The following is a 21,756-nucleotide window of genomic DNA, read 5'->3' on the forward strand; positions in this document are numbered from 1 at the left end:
ATCATATGATGATGACCGGGAGTTATTATCATATCCCTTTCATTATCAAATTATCAAATTAATTCATTATCATATTAAAAAATTATGGCAGAAGTAATTACAATGCCTCGTCTTTCCGACACAATGACGGAGGGGAAAGTGGCGAAATGGCATAAAAAAGTTGGAGATAAAGTAAAAGAAGGAGATATTTTAGCTGAAATTGAAACAGATAAAGCTGTTCAGGATTTCGAATCTGAGATAGAAGGAACCCTTTTGTACGTAGGTGTAGAAGAAGGCGGTGCTGCAGCTGTAGATTCTGTTCTTGCAATCATTGGTAATGAAGGTGAAGATATATCCTCACTGAAAGGAGGAAGCGCTCCGGCAGCGGGAGGATCTGAAGAGAAAAAATCCGAAGAAGAGGTTAAAACCGAAAATAAAGAAACGAGTGTAGAACAGGCTTCTTCTGAAGTTCCTGCAGGAGTGGAAGTGATTACAATGCCAAGACTATCTGATACAATGACAGAAGGAAAGGTAGCGAAATGGCATAAAAACGTAGGAGATACCGTAAAAGAAGGAGATCTTCTTGCGGAGATCGAAACTGACAAGGCTGTTCAGGACTTTGAATCTGAATTCAACGGGGTATTATTAAAGCAAGGTGTTGAGGAAAACGGAGCAGCTCCGGTAGATTCGGTATTGGCAATTATAGGACCTGCGGGAACAGATGTTTCAGGAGTAGGTGCTGCAAAATCATCGGGTGCTGTTTCAGAAAAACCAGCTGAACAAAAATCCGAAGTGAAGGCAGAAGATAAACCAGCTGCTCAGGCGGTGAGTTCATCATCTACGGATAGAATTGCTATTTCTCCTTTGGCTAAGAAAATTGCTCAGGAAAAAGGGGTGGATATCCATGGTGTACAAGGTTCCGGAGAAAACGGAAGAATTGTAAAAAAAGATATAGAAAATTATCAGCCTTCTCAGGCTAAGCCGGCAGCATCTGCTCCGACAGCAAGTCCTGCAGCTCAGGTTGCTTTGAATTTTGTTCAGGGAGAAGATACGGAAACTCCAAACTCTCAGGTAAGAAGCATAATTGCAAAACGTCTTGCAGAAAGTAAGTTCTCTGCACCTCACTATTACCTGATGGTAGAGATCAATATGGATAAAGCAATTGAGGCAAGAAAAGAAATCAATTCCTTACCAGACACGAAGATCTCATTCAATGATATGATCATTAAAGCAACAGCTGTTGCGTTAAGAAAACATCCGCAGGTAAATTCAAGCTGGGCAGGTGATAAGATCATTCACAGAGGAAACATCAATATCGGAGTAGCCGTTGCGATTCCTGATGGCTTGGTAGTTCCTGTTCTTAAGAATACAGACCAGATGAACTACAATCAGATTTCTGCGGCTGTGAAAGATATGGCTTCAAGAGCTAAATCTAAAGGCTTAAAAGCAAATGAAATGGAGGGTTCTACATTCTCTATCTCTAACCTTGGAATGTTCGGAATTGAAACATTTACAAGTATTATCAACCAACCCAACTCTGCAATCCTTTCTGTTGGAGCAATCATTGAAAAACCGATTGTTAAAAACGGAGAAATTGTAGTTGGAAACATTATGAAGCTATCTTTAGCATGTGACCACAGAGTAGTAGATGGTGCTACAGGAGCTCAATTCTTACAGACTTTAAAAACATATCTGGAAAGTCCTTTGACTTTGTTACTGTAACAAATCCGGATGATATAGATAAAAACCTCTCGTTACGAGAGGTTTTTTTTGTTTACAGATCTTGTAACTCAATAGAATTTCAATCATTAAAAAATTAATGTAAGATCATTAGAATTTTATTTATATTCACTATTTTTGAAACATGATTATAGCAAGAAATATCCATAAATCTTATGGAAATTTAGAAGTGTTAAAAGGGGTTGATATTCATATCAAAACCGGGGAAGTAATTTCTATTGTGGGAGAGTCCGGAGCCGGAAAATCTACTCTATTACAGATTTTGGGAACATTGGATTCACCTACTAATTCAAAACTTTACGACACCGAAATTACATTGGCTGGCGAGTCATTTATCAATATGACAGATAAGCAGCTTTCTAAATTCAGAAACCAGAATATTGGTTTCGTATTTCAGTTCCATCAGTTGCTTCCTGAATTCACAGCACTGGAAAATGTTTTGTTACCTACCAAAATTGCAGGAGCAAATGAAAAAGAAGCGCTGGAAAAAGCTTATGCGCTGTTTGAAGATCTAAGAATTGAACAGAGATTGCATCATAAGCCGAACCAGTTGTCTGGTGGAGAAGCACAAAGGGTAGCGGTAGCAAGGGCACTTATCAATTCTCCCAAAACTATTTTTGCTGATGAACCAACGGGGAATCTTGATTCAAAAAATGCGGATGATCTGCATCGTTTATTTTTTGATCTTAGGGATAAATACAATCAGACCTTTGTTATTGTAACCCATAATCCCAATCTCGCGGAGATTACAGACCGTAAGCTGGTGATGAAAGATGGAATGATTATAGAATAGTTTGCTTCAATCATGCAAAAAAGAATGCTCTTTTTTCTGGTATTATTTATTTTTGTGGGCTTTAAGTCACAGATCAATTCTAATTTGCCGGAAGCAAAGATCATTGAAATTAAAAGATTCTTAGCCGGGAAAAGTTATAATCAAAACCTCGCTATATTCATTAATTATAAAATCCACTCCGGTAAATACCGTTATTTTGTTTACGACCTGAAAAATAATAAAATACTTCAGCAGGCTATTGTTTCTCATGGAAGTGGTTCCGTTAATAAAAACACGGACGTCCTTAGCTTTAGTAATACTGAAGGCTCTTATCAGTCTTCCTTGGGGAAATTTGAAATCAAAGAAAGTTATATAGGGAAGTTCGGGAAATCTTACCGGTTAAACGGTCTTGACTCAAGCAATAATAATGCAATGGGCAGAGCTATTGTTATTCATTCATACGGATGCATACCGGATAAAGAATCACAAACTCCTGCTTGTCTGAGCCTTGGCTGTCCGATGTTATCGTTTGGTGCTTTTCAACAAACCGCCCGCTTTATTGATTCATCTAAACTACCGGTAATATTGTATGCTTTTTATTAAAAATTCGTACTTTGTACTTTTAATTTAAACTTCAATTATGTCCATTAAATTTCTTGCTGAGGATGACAGGCCACGGGAAAAATTTTTACGAAAAGGTAAAGATTCACTTTCCGATTCTGAATTATTGGCCATTGTAATGGGAAGTGGAAATAAAGATGAATCTGCCCTGGAATTAGCAAGGAAGATTTTATCATCTGTTAATAATAACTGGAATGAACTCAGTTTGCTGTCCGTTAAAGAGCTTATGAAGTTTAAAGGGATAGGTGAAGTAAAAGCACTTTCAATTGCTACCTCTCTTGAAATAGGACGCAGACGTGCCCGGCAGGAAATCTCAGACAAGCCGGTTATTTCGAATAGTAATGATGCTTATGTCATTTTTAAAAATCATTTATCGGATTTAAGAACTGAAGAATTCTGGGCACTGTTCCTTAACCAAAGTAACAAAGTTACCCAGATTTCACAGCTGACACAGGGTGGGATCAGTCAATCTATCGTTGATGTACGGGTTCTTTTCAAAACAGCGCTGGATAATTTTTCTACAGGTGTAATTATAGCACATAATCATCCTTCCGGAAGTTTAAAACCCAGCCGTGAAGATCTCACCATAACCCAAAAGATAAAGGAAGCGGGAAGGTTTTTAAGTATCCAGCTTTTGGATCATTTAATAATAACCCAGAATGCATATTTTAGTTTCTCAGACGAAGGATTATTATGATTAAGAGAGTACGATACCCTGAAATTGATTTTAAAAAATATACCCAATGCCTGGAAGGCTCTGAACAAAGGAAATATTCAGCTTCTAAAACTTTTTTAGATATCACGTCCCTGGATAAATGGGAATTGCTTGTTTACAATGATTATGAAGCAGTAATGCCGGTTCCGTACGTAAAAAAATACGGAATAAAAATTGTTCACAATCCTATGCTTTGTCAGCAGCTAGGCGTTTTTTCAAAGAAAGATGATGTTTCAATCAACCAGGCGTTTTTGGAATTTTTAAAGGAAAACTATCTGATAAGAATTTACCAGTTCAATGATCGTAATCAGTTTCAATCTACAATACCACTGAGAAAAAATTTCCTTATTCTACCTGATGCATACGAAAGGGTGTATGCCAAATATTCACCTAAAAGGAAAAGGAAGTTAAGGCTTGACGAAAATGTACTGGAGAATTCCCTGATTAAAAATGTAAGCTTTGAAGAGGCCCGAAGTTTTATTTCGGCCAATATGCTTGGACTTGATAAAGAAGGTGATCTTAACGGCTTTTTAAGGATTTTTGAAGTATTTTATAAGCTGGGTAAAATTCAATTTTCAGCTTTTTATTTTAAAGATCAGATCATTAATATAATTGCGCTTTATGAAGATTTAGGTACTGTTGCCTTACTTGGAACATTTAACGATAAAGAACATGTGAAAATTTCTGGCGCATCCGTTCTCATCGATCATGCAATCAGGAATCATATTGAAAGTAAAATATTTGATTTTGAAGGAGGAGAGCTACCTAATATTGAAGAGTTTTTCAGAGGATTCCGTCCGGAATTAAGACCTTATGGGGTTCTGCAGAGTTCTGTGAAATCTTTGGCTGAGAATTTAGTGAGATTAATTATTAAAGGAAAATTCTCAACATTAAAATAGATGACAAGACCTGTATCTCATTTAGATTCGTTCTAAATATTATTTGTACCTTTATGAGGTTATTTTAACAACCTATTTAGCGATGTTCAAGCAGATCCGAAATTACAAATTACCTTACGTTATTTATAATTTTTTCAATAAGAATAAATTAAAACATAATATTCCGCTTTATAAAAAGTATGGTGTGAAAAAGAACTACTTTTCAAGTATTTCAAGTAAAGATTTTTCGCATCTTCCTGCAAGCAAAAGAGAAGTGCATCAGGAAAAGATGATGAATACGGATTTTTATAAAAGCCTATCGGAAGAAAATAAGGAAAGTGCATCCAGGTATAATGATAATGGATATCTGATCTTAAAAAATTACCTTAATTCTTCAACGGTGGACCAGATCAATGCTGAAATCGAAAAATTAATGAATGACGGGACTTTGAAATTCCGTTACGGCGGTAAGCTGATGTTTGCTATCCATCATTCGGAAATTATCAGAAGTATTGGTAATGATAAGGAGTTTCTCGATTTTCTATCGGTGTTACTGGACGGGCAGGCCAAACTTTTCCAGAGTATCAATTTTATTAACGGGAGCCAGCAAAAAACACATTCGGATAGTATCCACATGACTACCTATCCTCTGGGAGGATTATTGGGCGTATGGATCGCTTTGGAAGATGTAGACGAAAATAACGGAGCATTGCACTATATTCCGGGAAGCCATCAATTACCTTATTTCCTGAATTCTGATTATGATAATGAAGGAAGTGTCTTTAAAATCGGTAAAAAAAAGTTATAAGGCTTATGAGGAGTTTTTAGAAAATAAAGTTCAGGAGCTGGGATTAAAGAAAGAGGTTTTTCGAGCTAAAAAGGGAGATCTTTTAATATGGCATGCGAACATTCTCCATGGAGGGGAACCACACCTGGATAAAAGCAGAACCCGCAAAAGTCTTGTTTATCATTATTTTGATGAAAACAGTGTTTGCTATCATGAAGTGACCCAACGTCCCGCACTTTTTGAATTATAAACCGACTGGTTTGCATGCAAAAAACACATCTTTACTCTGGCTTTTTATGGTAAATTCATATGGACTCAGATCTTTGTTTAACGTAATGGAATCATAAGGCGGGTGAGTTTCAATTACTATATTCTCTACATTTTGAAGCCATGAATTATTCTTGCTGAGTAGTTCAGCTTCCGCTCCTTCAATATCGATTTTAAGAAGATCAATATTTTGGATACCATTATTTTTCATGATGCTTACAATAGATAAAGCGTCCGTAAGAATACCGGTTTCAGATATTTTTTGATTGTAAGAAAGTTCATCTCCACCAAAGTGTAAAGCACCATCTTCAAAATGGACTGCTGCATGTAAACAAATAATATTCTTAAATGACTGCGTATTGACTTTTAGCAGTTCAAAATTATCGCTGGAAGCTTCCACTGCATAAATTTTGGCGTTAGGATATTTCAGAGACAGGTAAATGGAGGTCATTCCGATGTGAGCACCGAGATCAACTATAATCTCAGGGCTTTTGTTTAAGAATTTAAGATGATCGGTGTAGGTTTCTTTCCAGAATATTTCGTAGAAAATATCAATATCACCTTTAAAGGTCCTCAAATACAGGCTGAATTCTTTTTTATTCTTCTTAAAATTATATACAAAGGTCTCATTGTTATTAAAATTGAGATCGTTCTTTCTGAATTTGGAACTGTACCTTTTTGAATTCACAATAATTGTAAAAAAGGTCTTCAGAGTACCGCTCATATTTTTATTGAAAATTACCTTTGAAATGTAGTTTTTTAAAGACATTATAAATTATAAGATGGTTGACAGTACAAATTAATGGTATTTATGTTTATTTCACTATTTTTTTGATAGTAAAATAAAAAATAAAAGCTTTAAACTTGCATAGTGAATAGTAAATTATTAGTAATTTTGCACATCGAATTATGACAAGTTTTTCAGAATATCTGCCGTATGCTTTTGCTCTAATTATTGCAATTCCTTTTCTGGTTTTGCTGAGACAATTTGTACATACCTATATTACCCTTAAAAACCAGGAAATAAAGCTTCTGTCCGTCAAATCTAATTCAGAGAATAAAAGCCATTCATATGAAAGAATGACGTTGTTTCTGGAAAGGATCAAACCTTCGAATATTGTTCAGCGGTTTGATAAGGATCTGGCAGTTCATGAATTTATTTTTCTTACGGAAAAAACGATCAATGAAGAGTTCGAGTATAATTCTTCTCAGCAGCTTTATTTAACGAAAAATTCATGGAAGAATGTTGTCGATTGTAAAAATGCAATTATAGATTTGCTTCATAAGACGTATGAAGGTCTTAATAATAATGCCGATCTTAATGAATTTAAAACGGTTTTTATTATGAATTACATGAATGCTGAAGATTATATTGCTGTTACCATAGAAGATTTAAGAAGAGAAGTTTTAATATTATCATAACAAAAAAATTAAAATATAAATAATGATTCCAAATTTTAAAGCACATCCGTGGCATGGAATTTCTGCAGGAGAAGATGCGCCAAATGTTGTAAATGTATTTGTGGAGATTGTTCCTTCAGATACGATTAAGTATGAAGTTGATAAGGAAACTGGATATTTAAAAGTAGACCGTCCTCAGAAATTTTCAAATATTATCCCTGCTTTGTATGGTTTTGTGCCAAGAACATATTGCCATAATGAAGTTATGAAGCTTGCTGTTGAAAGCGGTGCTGATGATGTAACAATGGGAGATCATGACCCATTGGATATTTGTGTATTAAGTTCACACAACATCCACTCAGGAGGAATGTTGATGGAAGCTATTCCAATCGGTGGTTTCAAAATGATTGATGGAGGTGAGGCTGATGATAAAATTGTTGCTGTAATGGTAGGTGATCATGCTTTCGGACATTTCAGGGATATCGCTGAATTACCGGAAGCCGAAGTAAGAAGATTGATGCATTACTTCTTAACATACAAAAACTTACCGGATGAGCCTGCAAAATGTAGAATCCAGGAAGTTTACGGAGTAGAGCATGCAAGAAAAGTAATAAAAGCATCGCAAAAAGACTACGCAGAAAAATTCGGTGGCTAAAATAAAACAGCATCCGGAACACAATATAAAGAAGGCAGATGAATTTTCATCTGCCTTCTTTATATTTTTAATTAGATGAAGAGGGAAAAGGACCTCCGGTCATTAAATATAACCCTTGATCTTATTATAAGAACTTCCTATTTTCTTTGATAAACAGAAACTCCTTCTTTAATCGTTTCCAATACTTTAATATTCCGGATTTGTTCAGGATCAATGGTTAATGGATTTTGATCTAATATGACAAAATCAGCAAGTTTTCCAGCTTTGATGGAGCCTTTCCTTTCTTCTTCCTGAAGCTGATAAGCTGCATTAATCGTGATGGCTTTTAATGCCTGAAAAGGGGTTATTCGTTCATTGGGACCCAGGATCCTTCCGGAACGGGTTTTCCTGTTCACTGCAGAATACATTGCTGTAATCAAATCGGGTGGCGTAACGGGAGCATCGTGATGCATGGTGAAGATAATTCCTGCCTTTAACGCTGAATTTGCAGGACTGATGAATGATGCCCTTTCCGGCCCGAAAACGCTTGAGTAATGCCAGTCTCCCCATAAATATACATGAGTAGAAAAATAAGAAGGAATAAGCCTTATATCTTTAATTTTCTGAATATGATCCGGACGGCTGTTCTGAACATGGATCAGGGTGACACGAAGTTCCGGCCTGTAAATATTTTCCTCTTTCAGTTTTCCGATCACCCGTAATGCCTGATCAATAGCAGCATCACCATTTACATGAAGCTGTGCGGTGATATTGTTTTGAAATAAAGTTTTCAGATCCTCGTATAAGACCTGGTCAGAAAATATCGGAAAGCCTTTATAATCTGCTGACTGGCCTTCGGGAGGAACGAGATAAGGCTGGGTAAGCCAGGCCGTTTTTCCCTGTGGCGAGCCGTCATCTGAAAATTTAAAACCGCCAAGTTTTAAATGATTGTTGTATTTCATATATTTCGGCTTAAAGGTACTCAGCTCCTTTTTGAAATACTCATAATCGGGAAAATACACAACATCTGCTTTAAAAACGTGTTCGGATGCCGCTTTTTCCAGAAGGGCCACACTTTCGCCCATTGTCCTTCCGTCACAGATGGTGGTCTGGCCATAGCTGAGCCATTCATCCTGAGCTTTCTTAAGATTCTGCATGGCTTGCTCCTGAGCATTTCCTGTTTGTTTACTCATTTTTTCTGTAAGGGAAAGAAGCGCTGAAAAGCTTGCGTTTTCTTCTAATTTTCCATTAAGCATTCCTGTTTTTTTATTTCGCCCGTAATGGCCTCCTTCCGGATCTTTTGAAGAATCTGATATCCCTAAAAGCTTTAGCATGGCGGTATTGGCTACACTTGCATGACCTGAGGTATGAATAACAATAATAGGATTGGTTTTGCTTATAGCATCCAGTTCGTCCCTGGTCGGATGTCGGTGTTCGGTCATGATGGCATCATCATACCCATTGCCTATGACTGGTTGATTAGCAGGAATAGCATAGTCTTTAAGGTATTTTCTGATGGTATTCTGAAGGTTTTTAATGGAATTAACCGTACCATAAGGTTCAGGAAACAGATCGATTGCCTGCAGCATCCCCGCTCTTGAAGTGAGATGGCTATGAACATCAATAAAACCGGGAAGTAAAACTTTCCCTTCAAGATTGATAATCTTCGTTTTTTCATCTGTATAGTGGTCGGCTTCTGCCTTTGTTCCGGCGAAAAGTATTTTACCATTTTTTTAAAACTACTGCCTCCGCCTGGGGAAGTGTATCTTCCATTGTTAAAATTGTTCCTCCAAAATAAAGAATTTCTGCTTTTTCTTTCTGAGGTCTTCCTGCACAGCTGATAATAATAAGAATTACTGAAAATAGTAAATAAATTGATGCTTTCATACAATATCGTGTTTTTGTGGTGTTCTTAAATTTACGAATAAATATATTATCGGCCTAGTCTTAATAAACCATAAGAATTTTTGTTATATTTATAAAACTAATTACTATTTATTAATATAAAAATAATAAACTATGGATTTGTTCTATTTAATTCCGGTTTTTGGTGTTATTGCTTTACTATACACTTTTATACAAAGTAATTGGGTGCAAAAACAGAATGCCGGAAATGAAAAAATGAAAATTATCAGCGGGCATATCGCTGACGGTGCGATGGCTTTTCTAAAGGCCGAGTACAAGATTTTAACTTATTTCGTAGTAGTTGTGGCGATCTTATTAGCCGTAATGGGAATGAGTAATTCTAATTCCCACTGGAGTATCGGGATTGCCTTTGTGGTAGGAGCTATTTTTTCTGCTTCTGCTGGTTTTATTGGGATGAAAATAGCAACCAAAGCCAATGTGAGAACTGCAGAAGCCGCGAAGACTTCATTGTCTAAAGCTTTAAAAGTTTCATTTACAGGAGGTTCAGTAATGGGAATGGGGGTTGCAGGATTAGCCGTCCTGGGCTTAGGAGCTCTTTTCCTGATCATTAAGCAGATCTTTGCTGCTGATGCTCTGGTTGATTCTCATGAGATGGAAAAAACGATTGAGATCCTTACCGGATTTTCTTTAGGCGCAGAGTCTATTGCATTGTTTGCCAGAGTGGGCGGCGGTATTTATACTAAAGCGGCCGACGTAGGGGCGGATCTTGTAGGGAAAGTGGAGGCAGGAATTCCTGAGGATGATCCCCGGAATCCGGCTACCATTGCAGATAATGTGGGAGATAATGTAGGGGATGTGGCAGGAATGGGAGCCGATTTATTTGGTTCTTACGTAGCCACTGTTCTGGCAACAATGGTACTGGGAAGAGAGACAATTTCGGTGGATTCTTTTGGGGGATTTGCTCCCATTCTGCTTCCGATGCTTATTGCAGGAACCGGGATCATTTTTTCCATCATAGGGACCTTATTTGTCAGAATTAATGACAATGAAGGAGCTTCAACTTCCAGTGTGCAGAATGCATTGAATCTGGGGAACTGGGGAAGTATCGTAATTACTGCGGTAGCTTCTTATTTCCTGGTTACTTATATTTTACCTGAAACAATGGTATTAAGAGGTCATGAATTTACCAAAATGGGTGTTTTCGGGGCTATTATGGTAGGATTGGTGGTAGGAACTTTAATGAGTATCATCACTGAATTCTATACAGCGATTGGTAAAAGACCGGTTTCTAGTATTGTGAGACAATCTTCGACCGGTCACGCAACGAATATTATCGGAGGTCTTGCTGTAGGAATGGAGTCTACTTTACTTCCTATTATTGTTTTGGCAGGAGGTATTTACGGATCTTATCTATGCGCCGGTCTTTATGGGGTGGCTATTGCAGCGGCCGGAATGATGGCGACAACAGCTATGCAGTTAGCGATTGATGCCTTTGGACCCATTGCTGATAATGCCGGAGGAATTGCTGAGATGAGTGAACTCCCGAAAGAAGTTCGTGAGAAAACAGATATTCTTGATGCCGTAGGAAATACCACCGCAGCTACAGGAAAAGGATTTGCTATCGCTTCTGCAGCATTAACAGCCCTGGCTTTATTTGCGGCATTCGTAGGAATTGCAGGAATTGACGGAATCGATATATACAGGGCTGATGTTTTAGCCGGTTTATTTGTAGGGGGAATGATCCCTTTTATTTTCTCGTCACTGGCAATCACAGCGGTGGGGCAGGCGGCAATGGCCATGGTGGAAGAAGTAAGGAGACAGTTTAGAGAGATCCCGGGAATTCTTGAAGGGACTGCTGAACCCGAATATGAAAAATGTGTTGCCATATCAACGGATGCGTCGATAAGAAAAATGATGCTTCCGGGAGCCATAGCGATTATATCTCCTTTATTAGTAGGTTTTATTTTTGGTCCTGAAGTATTGGGTGGATTCTTAGCCGGAGCTACGGTATGTGGTGTTCTGATGGGGATGTTCCAGAATAATGCCGGAGGTGCGTGGGATAATGCCAAAAAATCTTTTGAAAAAGGTGTAGATATCAACGGTCAGACTTATTATAAAGGTTCAGAGCCTCATAAAGCTTCTGTAACCGGTGATACTGTGGGGGATCCGTTCAAAGATACTTCCGGACCATCGATGAATATTTTAATTAAATTAATGTCTATTGTTTCTTTGGTGATTGCGCCTACATTGGCCACTTTACATAAAGATAAGATTGAAGCTGAAAGAAAAGCGACAATTGAAAATTTATTGAGCAAAGCCGGTGCACATTCAGGTGTTGAAAATATGGATCCGGGAGTTTCTGGAATTACTGTAACTCCAGCCGAAATCAAAGGACATTTGAATGAAAACGGAGATTTTGTATATGAAACCGGAAATATCAAGGAAATCAAGCTGAACAATGGAAAAACCATTTCACTTGGAGAAAACAGCCGTCTGTTTGAGATGTATAACAGCATAAAAAACAAAAATCAATCTGTTCTGGATCCTAATCATTGGTACACAATTGAAAATCTTTATTTTGAAAGTGGTTCCAGTGATCTTAAGGCGGGTTCTGATGCTCAGCTGGCTAATTTAGCTGAACTGTTGAATGCTTTTCCGGGTCTTAGGATAAAATTAGGTGGTTATACAGATGATACAGGAAATCCTGACAGTAATAAAAAACTATCCAACTTAAGGGCTCAAACAGCTAAACTGAAACTTTTAGAAATGGGTATACCGTCAGATAGAGTAGAAGCAGAGGGATATGGTTCCCAATTCCCTGTTTGTGAAGAAAATGATACCGATGAATGTAAAGCAAAGAACAGAAGGATTGACGTAAGGGTCCTTTCTTTATAATTCGAAAAAATATCTACAAAAAGCACCGCAATTTGCGGTGCTTTTTTATGTGGAGCAATCTAACTAGAGGTTCTTTTTTAAATGTTCCATCGCCCGGATGATCATATCATCGCTTTTAATAAAGCTAAATCTTACATAGTCAGAGTTTTGCCTTGAATTATAAAAGGCTGACAAAGGAAGGCATGCGACCTGTTTTTCAGTGGTCAGCCACTTTGAAAATTCAACATCTGTCATGGTTTTAGAAACGTTTCTAAAGTTAACCAATTGAAAGACACTTCCTTCTGATCGCTGTTCAACAACTAAAGGAGTATTTTTAATTAATTCATTCAACAGATCTCTCTTCTTTTGCATAAGGAGCTTGTTTTCCAGGGGATCAAAAACCTCAAGGTATTTTGCAATAGCATATTGAGCAGGACCATTGGCACTATAGGAAATATACTGTTGATGACATCTGAATTGAGAGGATAGAGGTTCCGGTGTAAGCAAATAGCTTACTTTCCAGCCTGTTGTATGGAACATTTTACCAAAGGAGAAAATGCAGAACGTTCTTTTTCTAAGCTCTTTGTGTAAAAAGGAACTGTAATGTTCCTGTTCATCATAGCAATAGGTGTCGTAGATTTCTTCCGATATAAGATAGATTTCCTGATGACTGATCAGATCATAAAGATGATTCCAATCCTGTTCTGACCATATTTTGCCGGTGGGGTTTTGTGGAGAATTCACAATGATCGCTTTGGTCTTTTCCGATAAACAGCATTGAAGTTTATCCCAATCTATATCAAAATCATTTCCAAGATCATGATATACAGGAACACCACCATTGAGAACAATAGAAGGAGCATAAGTGTAATAGGATGGCTGGATAATAATCACTTCGTCTCCGGGATTTATAATGCTTTTTAAAGCCGTATATAAGGCAAAGGTTGTACAAGGGACTATGGTGATCTCTTCCTTTTTCAGATGGATCGGATTTTTACGTTTTTCATTAAACCTGATGATGGATTCTATAAGAGACGGGCTACCCGCAAGCGGTTCGTACTGATGGTGAATCAGATCAACTGATTCTTTAAGGTAATATTTGAGGCGGTGATCAATATCAAAATCAGGTAACCCTAGTGATAAATCATAACTGTTATGCTTTGCGGCCAGCTCAGACATATCAGTAAAAAAAGAATAATGTGTAAATCCGTAAATATTTTCCACCTTTTGCGTGTTTATATCAAATATAAGGAAATTTAGAATCGGTTATAGATTAAATAAATTTTGTTACTTTTAGTAAAATTATTTTTGTAATGAGAAAAATACTTATTCCACTATTGGCTGTCGCGATATTATCTGCTTGCGAAACTGCTAAAGTGACATCGGAAAATCAAAACGGGCAATCGGCTTCAAAGGCAATATCTAAGTCTGAGAAAGCTTTTCAATCTGCATATAAAGAAATTAAGCTAGATGACCTGAAGCAAAATTTATATGTGATTGCTTCCGATGAAATGGAGGGCAGGGATACCGGAAGCCCGGGACAGAAAAAAGCAGGAGAGTATATGGTTAAATTTTACAAAAATCTCGGAATTTCTTATCCAAAAGCTTTAGGTTCATATTATCAGAAAGTACCCGCATCTTTCATGCAACAGAGAGGAGGGAGAAATCTTCCTGATTCTGAGAATATCCTTGCATTTATTGAAGGTTCTGAGAAGCCTGACGAAATAGTTGTGGTTTCTGCGCATTATGATCATGTAGGTACGAAGAACGGTATCGTATACAATGGGGCTGATGATGATGGAAGTGGAACTGTAGCTGTGATGGAGATAGCCAAAGCTTTTCAAAGTGCTAAGAAAGCCGGTAACGGACCCAAAAGATCCATTTTATTCCTGCATGTAACGGGAGAAGAGCATGGATTATTCGGATCAGAATATTATACGGACAATCCGGTGTTTCCATTAGCCAATACGGTAGTAGATCTGAATATCGATATGATCGGAAGGGATGATCCTGAAAACAGAGGAAAAAACTATGTGTATGTAATAGGCTCGGAAATGCTGAGTTCACAGCTGAAAGTAATTAATGAAGCTGCCAATAAAAAGACCAATAATTTAGCACTTAATTATAAATATGATGATCCTAATGATCCTGATAGATTGTATTACAGATCGGATCACTATAACTTTGCAAAGAATAATATTCCTGTCGCTTTTTTCTTTGACGGAATCCATGAAGACTATCATAAACCAACCGATGATGTTGAAAAGATTGATTTCAGTTTATTGCAAAAAAGAGCTCAGCTGGTATTTACAACAGCGTGGGAAATTGCCAATAGACCGGAGAGAATTACGGTTGATAGAAAATAATAGATAATAATAAAATACTATAATTAATTACTTTATATAAATGATGTAATTATTTATTATATAGTTGTTTATTTATTTTTATTGAAGTATTACGTGATGGTAATTCGAGAGGCGAAATCAGAAGATATTTTTCAGATACATATAGTGAGAAATGCTGTAAAAGAAAATAGATTGTCAAATCCTGATCTTGTTACTGATAAAGATTGCGAAGAATTTTTATTTGAAAGAGGGAAAGGTTGGGTGTGTGAAATCAATGATCAGGTTGTCGGTTTTTCAATTGTTGATTTGAAAGAAAATAACATTTGGGCACTATTTGTTCACCCAGATTTTGAAGGTCTTGGAGTAGGACAAAAGCTTCACCACATCATGCTGGATTGGTATTTTCAGCAAACTAAAAAAAAGTGTTTGGCTGGGAACAGCTTTTGATACAAGAGCTGAAAAGTTTTACCGGAAGATAGGCTGGAATGAAACAGGAACTCATGGAAAGCACGAAATTAAATTTGAAATGACTTATAAAACCTGGAAACAAATAAAGCCATGAAACAAAAAATGAAATCAATTCGACCATTTATTGGTGCTCAAAACTTTATGGAAAGCAGATCTTTTTATACGGATCTGGGATTTGAGGAAATTGTTTTAGAAGAAAAATTATCATTATTTAAAAAACAAGATATTGCATTCTATCTTCAGGATGCATATGTGAAAGAGTGGATTGATAATACCATGATCTTTGTTGAAGTAGAAAATGTGGATGAATATTGGCAGGAACTTTTGGATTTGAACTTGACAGAGAAATATAATACTATAAAACTAACGCCCGTAAGAACCCTGAATTGGGGAAAAGAATGTTTCGTGCATGATCCTTCTGGTATTTTATGGCATTTTGGAGAATTTTTCAACCATTAATTGAAGATGATTTACGCTTTTGATACCTACTATTATGAGAATTACGCCTACACAGTCTGTCTGGCATTCAAAGACTGGGAAGATGATCTGGAAACAGCAGCTTACAGTGAAAAAACTCCTATAACTTCTGACTACGAAAGTGGAGCTTTTTACAAACGGGAACTTCCATGTATTCTAAGTTTATTATCAAAGATTGATCTCAAAAATGGAGATATTCTGTTAGTAGATGGTTATGTGACTCTCAATAATGAAGGTAAGATTGGACTCGGAGGATATTTATATGAAAAATTAGAAGAAAAATATCCTGTTGTGGGAATTGCAAAAAATGAATTCTCTGCTCCTGACTCTCAGCGGAGAACAATCTATAGGGGGGAAAGTAAAACACCATTATTTCTTACTTCGAAAGGAGTTGATGTGGATTTCTTAAAAAATAAAATAGAGAAAATGCACGGATTGTACAGAATACCGACATTGTTGAAAAAACTAGATCAATTGACAAGAATTGCTTAATTACAACCTTCTTATCTACAGCTAGGTGAGGACTTTGTCAGAATTTTAAATTTTATAAAAGGATAAAAACGGATAAGAAGCAGAATATATAATTCTGCTTCTTATTTCGTTAATGTAGTCCATAATAAACGGAATTTACGAACCAGTTTAATAAGGTACATTTCCTTTTCGCAATCTGAGAACAATATTTTGAATTCCAGGTAAGCATATCAAAATAACAATTACAACAAGCAATCCGATCAGCATAATATCATAATAATCTTTTGTTGAGCGTATTAATATCTGTTGTTTTATAAAATAATTGAAGTAAGCATTTGAGGCTCCTTTGGAAGTATACATATCGTTGCCTGCATTCAAATAAGCTTGTTGAATATTCTGCAGGGTAATTGATAATTGGGGATTCGTTTCTGTCAATGATTCTCTGAGCTTATCATTGGCTTCAGATCTGGTATATAATTGTGTATAATTGTTTACAGCCATACTGCTGCTAAATCCTAAGAATCTAGCAAAAATACCAAGAAAAGCAGCATTGAAGGCAACCTTTGGAGGTGCTGAAGAAACCATAAATGATACAATAGGAACAAACAAGACCCCTGTAGAAACTCCATAGATGAACATTGGAAGAATAAAGTCTTTTGTTTCGCCCGTAGAAGATACAAATTGTAACATGTAGAAATAATAGCAGGCCATGATGACAAATCCTGTGATAATAATTCTTATCAAGGAAATCCCCATTAAGATAAAACGAGCAGTGATTGCCATGCTGATTGCTGTACCTAAGATAACGCCTATCCAGACAGGAATAATATGGAGAGGATCAGTGGCAAGGACAACTTCTATATAGCCATAGGTAAGGCCGGTCGTTCCTTTAAAAATATAAAAAACAAAAAGCAATAATAAACCGATGACAAAATTTTTGGCTTTAAAGATCTGTAAATTAATCAATGGATGTTTTAACCTGTTTTCCCGGACTATAAAAAGAAACAATAGGATGATAAAGAACATGCCCAACAGAACAATAACTGGACTATCTAACCAATTGAGCTGCTGTCCATATATCAAAATGTATCCGATAACAGAGGAAAATGTAAGATAGTAGAGATACCCGATCCAATCTACTCTGTAGAGAGGAATCTTTTTTGAAAACCTGGCTTTTGAATTCATGCCTATTAAAATCACAAAAAGCAGAGTAATGAGCATTAAAATCAATCCGAAAAACAGCCAGTTAAAGTCTAAGACATCAAGTAAAATACTACTATAAATAGTATATACGGGAACTGCGATCTGTATGGCTGCATAGAAAATACTGTAACCGATAACTCTTGCTCTCGTGGAAGATAAACGGGAAAAAACCATATTGAGGATGATACTGCAAATGAGTGCACAGGCAATTCCCTGAACGACTCCACATACCAGAAATAATCCCCAGTTTTTAGAATAAAAACAGATGAGTGAACTCACCGAATTTAATGCTAATCCTATTATCAGATATTTCCTGGGTGCAAAATATTTAGTAATACGAAAATCTAAAGCTAAAAAAAGTGACTGCAGAAGAATAGGTAAGTACCATAGCATATTGAACATCTGTTGGCTGGACTCCATAATATCCTGCCATACTGATAGGCCTTCCGTACAGAGCAAAGCTGAATAAGGAGACCATTAATATGGTAAAAATAATGCTTCTGGCCAGCCATTCAGGGATCCAACTTTTAAATATGGGCATATTGTGGGCTTCCATTAGCTTTAATTTTTGTTGATATACACATTAGCATTCATTCCTGCAGATAGCCCGGACAGTTTCTCCTTGGTTTCTGTAAGTTTGATTCTTACAGGAATACGTTGTATTACTTTTACAAAATTGCCTGTAGCATTATCTGGTGGTAGAAGAGAATAGCGGGAACCTGTAGTAGGAGATAAGGATTCTATGACACCTGAAAATGTTTCTCCTGGAAAAGCATCCACTTCTATATTGACCTTTTGGCCTATTTTGAATGTCTTGATCTGTGTTTCTTTGAAATTGGCTACCACCCATTTCTCCTGCGATTTATTGACAAGAAATGCCAGAGTCTGCCCAGGTTGAATCAGTTGTCCTTCCTGAATGTTTTTTTTTCCTATTTTACCATCAAATGGAGCCGTGATTACCGTATAACGTATATCGAGATCCTGTCTTTCTATAGATGCCTGTCTTACTTTTATTTCAGCATTTATTGCGAAACGTTGTGCTTGTATATCATTGAGTTTTGACTCTGCTACCCGAAGAGATGCGAGCGTTTCTTTGTAATCCGATTGATTGGTTAATAGGGAAGTATGTACATTATCAAATTTTTGTTGAGTAGTCGATTCATCTGCCAGAAGGTTTTTATAGCGATCGTATTCCTTTTGCTGCTGATCCAGTTTAGCTTTGATTCCTGAAATATGGGCTTTTATGACATCAATATTTTTGATCTGGGTTTGTTCACTGGCGCTTAGTATAGGGAGTTTGGCCTCCGATGTCGCTAATTCTGCTAAAGCTGTTTCTTTTTTAAGATCATATTCATCCCTTTCAATACGTACGAGAGTATCTCCTTTATGGACTTCCTGATTATCCTGATAATAAATTTTGCTGATATATCCCCCAACTTTAGCATTTATAGGTGATAGATAAGCTTCTATCTGTGCATCATTGGTCTGCTCATACCAATATCCTTTCCAGAAATGAAGTACAGCCCAAGTGATGATTACGATTAATAATAGTATTCCTAACCATTGTGTTGCTACTACTATAATACGGTCTGTTTTATTCTTGTTCATAATTTTATTTTAAAGTGTTCCTGTGATAATCAATAGTTTTATATGGCTTAGTCTTAAATTTGCTTCAGCAGATGTAAGATTGAATTTAGCTTGTAACAGAATGTTCTCAGCATCTAAAAGATCGGTCAGAAGAGATTGCTGATTGAGGTAGCTGTTTCTGATTACTCTCACACTTTCAGTACTTTGACGGATGGTAAGTTCTGCTGTCTCTACACTTTCTCTTGCCTGTTCTCTTTCAAGGAAAGCATCTCTTACTTTAATCGATAGGTCGTCTTGTTTTATCCGGCTCTTTTCAATCTCCTGTTTTTTCAGGTTATATGCATGAGCAATAGTGTGTTTACTCTTATAAAGATTGTCTACAGAGTAGGTTACCTTTAAACCTATTTGACCAAATCCCCAGAGATCATTGGAGTATGGATAAAATGAAATTTGAGGATACGTATAGTTGTATCTGGAGTATAAAGAAATCCTTGGTAATAGGCTTGATTTTACCTGCCTAATATTAAGCTCACTTAATGTCTGATTTGTGTTAACAATCTTAAGATCAGGTGAATTATCGAGTGCAGCTGCAAGATAGTCTTCATAATTAGATCCTTGTAAATTGTTGTTTTCCAGAATATCTTCAGAAGAAATATCCAGTGGCTCAGTACTACTTCTTCCCATCAGAATGTTGAGTCGTTGCTTGGTAAGATCAATTTTCTTTTTTACATCCGAATCACTGAGTTGCAATTGAGATAGTTTGACTGAGATTCTTAATACATCACTCTTCAATACAATACCATTCTTGTTAAGATTTTCAATGGTGGATAGCTGCTTCTTTTCGCTAGAAATTTCGGAGGAAATAAATGATTCAAATTCCTGGAATTTGTACAGATCGTAATAGGATGCAGCGATCATATATTTTACATTATCTTTCTGTAATTCAAACTCATATTGTTTGCGTATTTTCTCTTCTTTTTTAATTTCAATGTTTCTTTTGTCTTTTCCTCCACTATAAAGATTGAAATCCAGATTGTAGCCCAATGCATAACCATATCCCTTAATTGGAACACTTTGAGGTGACGAAAACAGACCATTTTCATACAGAAGAAACTTGGAGTTAAGACGAAAATCTCCAACGACAGACAATTCTGGTAATTGCTTATCTTTTGCTTCTAAAATACTGATATCGCTTTCTTCTTTTGTCAGTTCTGCAAGTTTCAATTGTTTGTTTTGTGACTCTGATATATTCCAGATTTCATTCAATGTCAATACGGAGGGATTATCCTTTATTTGTGCTTTTATACCAGCCGAAACAGCCAGGTACAGAAGTATGATATATCTTTTCATTGTCAGATTACATTTTTATACTGGCAAAATTATTGTGGATTAAAATGAGTCTTTTTATAATATTAGCCTTATTTTTGTTTATTCTGGCCAATATTTTTAAGTTTATCTCTATTTGATAAGTCATTATCAGTGTTCTGTTGTAAAATTTTAAAATCGACTCCTGCCTATGAAAACGATAAAAGAAGTAAGAGAAAAAGTAGATGCTCATCCTGCATCCATATTGATGATCCGTCAGCAATGGGAACAAAGACTACCCATGCATAGGCATCAGAAAGGGCAGTTGCTTTTGGTTATTGGTGGAATGGCAAAATTGAGAACAAAAGAAAAAGATCTTTACATTCCACGCAGTCACTATATCTGGATGCCTAAAATGTATTCGCATAATTTGATGTTCAATTCTAAGGATCTTGATATCATTAATATTTACTTTCCGGAGGAAGAAAAATTTAATCATCCATTTTACGATGATCTGGGGATATATCCTGTTAGTAATCTACTTTCTGAGCTTTTGAATTTCGGAAAGGATTGGAATGGAGATTTCTTTCCAGATTCATGGGAATATGAATTTCTTCTCACTATGAAACATTTACTTCCTAAGGAGAATTTGAAAAAATTTTCTATCCAGTTGCCTACCACCAGTGATGAACGTCTTACTGCAATTATAAAATTTGTTCGAAACAATTTAGAAAACCCACTCACACTAGAAGAAGTAGGGGGTAAATTTGGATTTAGTGTAAGAAGTCTGACCCGTATATTTACCAATAAATTGGGGATTTCGTTTATCCAGTATGTAAAGATGGTAAGGATCATTCGTGCAATGGAATTACTAAAAGATACCACTCTGAGTATGAGTGAGATTGCTTATGAAATTGGCTATTCCAATATTTCAGCATTTAGCAATACATTTCAGCAACTGACTAATATGAGACCAACAGAATTTAAATCGATGCTTTAATGAAATAATTATTCCCGTCTGTAATTGCATCTGAAGCTTTTCTATCAGGGATTATTGATGCCATTAATCATTTTGCTTTTTATTGAGATTTAATTAAAAAAATGATAAAATATTTTTTTAATTAAAAAAAGTTTATACATTTGTCACATCAAAAAATAAAAGTGAACAGTACATTCAACAATATTATTACTATCGTTATTGTCATTATCGGATTCCGGTGATGAGCGATGGTATTGTTGAAACTCTATAAAATTATTAGAAAGCCATCCTCATCCGGGATGGCTTTTTTTATGCCCGAATTTTAAAAAATCTAAAAAAATTAAAATATGTATTACAACAAAAAAATTTAAACTCCATAATCTGAAA

Annotated in this window: 23 protein-coding genes; 15 read left to right on the plus strand and 8 right to left on the minus strand. The window is 36.2% G+C overall.

The window, feature by feature from the left end; all coding sequences use genetic code 11:
- Window positions 1-84 precede the first annotated feature (84 nt).
- The 7 genes from ACJ5H0_RS01470 (at window position 85) to ACJ5H0_RS01500 (ending at window position 5,742) form a co-directional block, all read left to right on the plus strand.
- Window positions 85-1,701: a pyruvate dehydrogenase complex dihydrolipoamide acetyltransferase gene (locus ACJ5H0_RS01470; RefSeq protein ID WP_345988801.1), complete on the plus strand. Its 1,617-nt coding sequence runs from the start codon at window positions 85-87 to the stop codon at window positions 1,699-1,701.
- A gap of 142 nt (window positions 1,702-1,843) precedes the next feature.
- On the plus strand, window positions 1,844-2,512 hold the full coding sequence (locus tag ACJ5H0_RS01475) for an ABC transporter ATP-binding protein (protein WP_172283214.1): 669 nt from the start codon (window positions 1,844-1,846) through the stop codon (window positions 2,510-2,512).
- 24 nt (window positions 2,513-2,536) lie between these two features.
- Window positions 2,537-3,094 carry a murein L,D-transpeptidase catalytic domain-containing protein gene (locus ACJ5H0_RS01480; protein WP_411246840.1) on the plus strand — a complete coding sequence of 186 codons (558 nt, stop codon included), beginning with the start codon at window positions 2,537-2,539 and terminating at the stop codon, window positions 3,092-3,094.
- Between the two features lie 37 nt (window positions 3,095-3,131).
- Window positions 3,132-3,809: a RadC family protein gene (gene radC, locus ACJ5H0_RS01485; RefSeq protein ID WP_172283210.1), complete on the plus strand. Its 678-nt coding sequence runs from the start codon at window positions 3,132-3,134 to the stop codon at window positions 3,807-3,809.
- Window positions 3,806-4,726: a GNAT family N-acetyltransferase gene (locus ACJ5H0_RS01490; RefSeq protein WP_411246841.1), complete on the plus strand. Its 921-nt coding sequence runs from the start codon at window positions 3,806-3,808 to the stop codon at window positions 4,724-4,726. Before radC ends, ACJ5H0_RS01490 begins: the two co-directional genes overlap by 4 nt.
- Window positions 4,727-4,910: 184 nt before the next feature.
- Window positions 4,911-5,513, plus strand: coding sequence for a phytanoyl-CoA dioxygenase family protein (locus ACJ5H0_RS01495; protein WP_411246842.1), 603 nt, complete (start codon window positions 4,911-4,913; stop codon window positions 5,511-5,513).
- Window positions 5,482-5,742: a hypothetical protein gene (locus tag ACJ5H0_RS01500; protein ID WP_411246843.1), complete on the plus strand. Its 261-nt coding sequence runs from the start codon at window positions 5,482-5,484 to the stop codon at window positions 5,740-5,742. The genes ACJ5H0_RS01495 and ACJ5H0_RS01500 overlap by 32 nt, the downstream gene beginning before the upstream one ends.
- On the opposite strand, the gene ACJ5H0_RS01505 is transcribed toward ACJ5H0_RS01500, so the two are convergent.
- Window positions 5,737-6,483 (minus strand): FkbM family methyltransferase, encoded by a 747-nt coding sequence (locus tag ACJ5H0_RS01505; protein WP_411246844.1) that lies wholly within the window; start codon window positions 6,481-6,483, stop codon window positions 5,737-5,739. The two genes, ACJ5H0_RS01500 and ACJ5H0_RS01505, sit on opposite strands and share 6 nt — an antisense overlap.
- Window positions 6,484-6,668: 185 nt before the next feature.
- On the opposite strand from ACJ5H0_RS01505, the gene ACJ5H0_RS01510 reads away from it, so the two are divergent.
- Window positions 6,669-7,181, plus strand: coding sequence for a DUF7935 family protein (locus ACJ5H0_RS01510; protein ID WP_172283202.1), 513 nt, complete (start codon window positions 6,669-6,671; stop codon window positions 7,179-7,181).
- Between the two features lie 22 nt (window positions 7,182-7,203).
- A complete protein-coding gene (locus ACJ5H0_RS01515) occupies window positions 7,204-7,815 on the plus strand; it encodes an inorganic pyrophosphatase (protein WP_172283200.1) in 612 nt (203 codons plus the stop codon).
- Window positions 7,816-7,952: 137 nt separating this feature from the next.
- Here ACJ5H0_RS01515 and ACJ5H0_RS01520 read toward each other — a convergent pair whose 3' ends face one another.
- On the minus strand, window positions 7,953-9,515 hold the full coding sequence (locus ACJ5H0_RS01520; RefSeq protein WP_411248047.1) for an amidohydrolase: 1,563 nt from the start codon (window positions 9,513-9,515) through the stop codon (window positions 7,953-7,955).
- Window position 9,516: 1 nt separating this feature from the next.
- Window positions 9,517-9,681 carry a hypothetical protein gene (locus tag ACJ5H0_RS01525; RefSeq protein WP_411246845.1) on the minus strand — a complete coding sequence of 55 codons (165 nt, stop codon included), beginning with the start codon at window positions 9,679-9,681 and terminating at the stop codon, window positions 9,517-9,519.
- A 132-nt stretch (window positions 9,682-9,813) separates the two neighbouring features.
- Here ACJ5H0_RS01525 and ACJ5H0_RS01530 point away from each other — a divergent pair, with 132 nt between their 5' ends.
- Window positions 9,814-12,555, plus strand: a complete 2,742-nt coding sequence (locus ACJ5H0_RS01530; protein WP_411246847.1) for a sodium-translocating pyrophosphatase — start codon at window positions 9,814-9,816, stop codon at window positions 12,553-12,555.
- A gap of 63 nt (window positions 12,556-12,618) precedes the next feature.
- Here the strand turns inward: ACJ5H0_RS01530 and ACJ5H0_RS01535 are convergent, their stop codons facing one another.
- Complete coding sequence (locus ACJ5H0_RS01535; protein ID WP_411246848.1) at window positions 12,619-13,758, minus strand: aminotransferase class I/II-fold pyridoxal phosphate-dependent enzyme; 1,140 nt, start codon at window positions 13,756-13,758, stop codon at window positions 12,619-12,621.
- Between the two features lie 89 nt (window positions 13,759-13,847).
- Between ACJ5H0_RS01535 and ACJ5H0_RS01540 the strand changes: the two genes are divergently transcribed.
- The 4 genes from ACJ5H0_RS01540 (at window position 13,848) to ACJ5H0_RS01555 (ending at window position 16,316) form a co-directional block, all read left to right on the plus strand.
- Window positions 13,848-14,900: a M28 family metallopeptidase gene (locus ACJ5H0_RS01540; RefSeq protein WP_411246849.1), complete on the plus strand. Its 1,053-nt coding sequence runs from the start codon at window positions 13,848-13,850 to the stop codon at window positions 14,898-14,900.
- A 171-nt stretch (window positions 14,901-15,071) separates the two neighbouring features.
- A complete protein-coding gene (locus ACJ5H0_RS01545) occupies window positions 15,072-15,326 on the plus strand; it encodes a GNAT family N-acetyltransferase (RefSeq protein ID WP_411246851.1) in 255 nt (84 codons plus the stop codon).
- A gap of 111 nt (window positions 15,327-15,437) precedes the next feature.
- Window positions 15,438-15,806: a VOC family protein gene (locus ACJ5H0_RS01550; RefSeq protein WP_172283190.1), complete on the plus strand. Its 369-nt coding sequence runs from the start codon at window positions 15,438-15,440 to the stop codon at window positions 15,804-15,806.
- A 6-nt stretch (window positions 15,807-15,812) separates the two neighbouring features.
- Window positions 15,813-16,316, plus strand: a complete 504-nt coding sequence (locus ACJ5H0_RS01555) for an endonuclease V (protein ID WP_273647854.1) — start codon at window positions 15,813-15,815, stop codon at window positions 16,314-16,316.
- 147 nt (window positions 16,317-16,463) lie between these two features.
- Here the strand turns inward: ACJ5H0_RS01555 and ACJ5H0_RS01560 are convergent, their stop codons facing one another.
- Genes ACJ5H0_RS01560 through ACJ5H0_RS01575 form a run of 4 tightly spaced genes read right to left on the minus strand, consistent with a single transcriptional unit; the run spans window position 16,464 to window position 20,435 of the window.
- On the minus strand, window positions 16,464-17,918 hold the full coding sequence (locus tag ACJ5H0_RS01560) for an MFS transporter (RefSeq protein WP_411246852.1): 1,455 nt from the start codon (window positions 17,916-17,918) through the stop codon (window positions 16,464-16,466).
- Complete coding sequence (locus ACJ5H0_RS01565; protein WP_411246854.1) at window positions 17,827-18,054, minus strand: hypothetical protein; 228 nt, start codon at window positions 18,052-18,054, stop codon at window positions 17,827-17,829. Before ACJ5H0_RS01565 ends, ACJ5H0_RS01560 begins: the two co-directional genes overlap by 92 nt.
- Before the next feature lie 5 nt (window positions 18,055-18,059).
- Window positions 18,060-19,106 (minus strand): HlyD family secretion protein, encoded by a 1,047-nt coding sequence (locus tag ACJ5H0_RS01570; RefSeq protein WP_411246855.1) that lies wholly within the window; start codon window positions 19,104-19,106, stop codon window positions 18,060-18,062.
- 9 nt (window positions 19,107-19,115) lie between these two features.
- Window positions 19,116-20,435, minus strand: a complete 1,320-nt coding sequence (locus ACJ5H0_RS01575) for a TolC family protein (protein WP_411246856.1) — start codon at window positions 20,433-20,435, stop codon at window positions 19,116-19,118.
- Window positions 20,436-20,601: 166 nt separating this feature from the next.
- On the opposite strand from ACJ5H0_RS01575, the gene ACJ5H0_RS01580 reads away from it, so the two are divergent.
- On the plus strand, window positions 20,602-21,390 hold the full coding sequence (locus ACJ5H0_RS01580; RefSeq protein ID WP_411246857.1) for a helix-turn-helix transcriptional regulator: 789 nt from the start codon (window positions 20,602-20,604) through the stop codon (window positions 21,388-21,390).
- Window positions 21,391-21,756: the final 366 nt, after the last annotated feature.

The organism is Chryseobacterium proteolyticum (assembly GCF_046591535.1).
GTDB classification, from domain to species: domain Bacteria; phylum Bacteroidota; class Bacteroidia; order Flavobacteriales; family Weeksellaceae; genus Chryseobacterium; species Chryseobacterium proteolyticum.

Bases quoted from the DNA above. Each gene is read 5' to 3' on its own strand.
- ACJ5H0_RS01470 (WP_345988801.1), top strand. From the start codon at position 85: ATGGCAGAAGTAATTACAATGCCTCGTCTTTCCGACACAATGACGGAG.
- ACJ5H0_RS01475 (WP_172283214.1), top strand. From the start codon at position 1,844: ATGATTATAGCAAGAAATATCCATAAATCTTATGGAAATTTAGAAGTG.
- ACJ5H0_RS01480 (WP_411246840.1), top strand. From the start codon at position 2,537: ATGCTCTTTTTTCTGGTATTATTTATTTTTGTGGGCTTTAAGTCACAG.
- radC (WP_172283210.1), top strand. From the start codon at position 3,132: ATGTCCATTAAATTTCTTGCTGAGGATGACAGGCCACGGGAAAAATTT.
- ACJ5H0_RS01490 (WP_411246841.1), top strand. From the start codon at position 3,806: ATGATTAAGAGAGTACGATACCCTGAAATTGATTTTAAAAAATATACC.
- ACJ5H0_RS01505 (WP_411246844.1), bottom strand. From the start codon at position 6,483: ATGAGCGGTACTCTGAAGACCTTTTTTACAATTATTGTGAATTCAAAA.
- ACJ5H0_RS01510 (WP_172283202.1), top strand. From the start codon at position 6,669: ATGACAAGTTTTTCAGAATATCTGCCGTATGCTTTTGCTCTAATTATT.
- ACJ5H0_RS01515 (WP_172283200.1), top strand. From the start codon at position 7,204: ATGATTCCAAATTTTAAAGCACATCCGTGGCATGGAATTTCTGCAGGA.
- ACJ5H0_RS01525 (WP_411246845.1), bottom strand. From the start codon at position 9,681: ATGAAAGCATCAATTTATTTACTATTTTCAGTAATTCTTATTATTATC.
- ACJ5H0_RS01530 (WP_411246847.1), top strand. From the start codon at position 9,814: ATGGATTTGTTCTATTTAATTCCGGTTTTTGGTGTTATTGCTTTACTA.
- ACJ5H0_RS01540 (WP_411246849.1), top strand. From the start codon at position 13,848: ATGAGAAAAATACTTATTCCACTATTGGCTGTCGCGATATTATCTGCT.
- ACJ5H0_RS01550 (WP_172283190.1), top strand. From the start codon at position 15,438: ATGAAACAAAAAATGAAATCAATTCGACCATTTATTGGTGCTCAAAAC.
- ACJ5H0_RS01555 (WP_273647854.1), top strand. From the start codon at position 15,813: ATGATTTACGCTTTTGATACCTACTATTATGAGAATTACGCCTACACA.
- ACJ5H0_RS01560 (WP_411246852.1), bottom strand. From the start codon at position 17,918: ATGGAGTCCAGCCAACAGATGTTCAATATGCTATGGTACTTACCTATT.
- ACJ5H0_RS01565 (WP_411246854.1), bottom strand. From the start codon at position 18,054: ATGGAAGCCCACAATATGCCCATATTTAAAAGTTGGATCCCTGAATGG.
- ACJ5H0_RS01570 (WP_411246855.1), bottom strand. From the start codon at position 19,106: ATGAACAAGAATAAAACAGACCGTATTATAGTAGTAGCAACACAATGG.
- ACJ5H0_RS01575 (WP_411246856.1), bottom strand. From the start codon at position 20,435: ATGAAAAGATATATCATACTTCTGTACCTGGCTGTTTCGGCTGGTATA.
- ACJ5H0_RS01580 (WP_411246857.1), top strand. From the start codon at position 20,602: ATGAAAACGATAAAAGAAGTAAGAGAAAAAGTAGATGCTCATCCTGCA.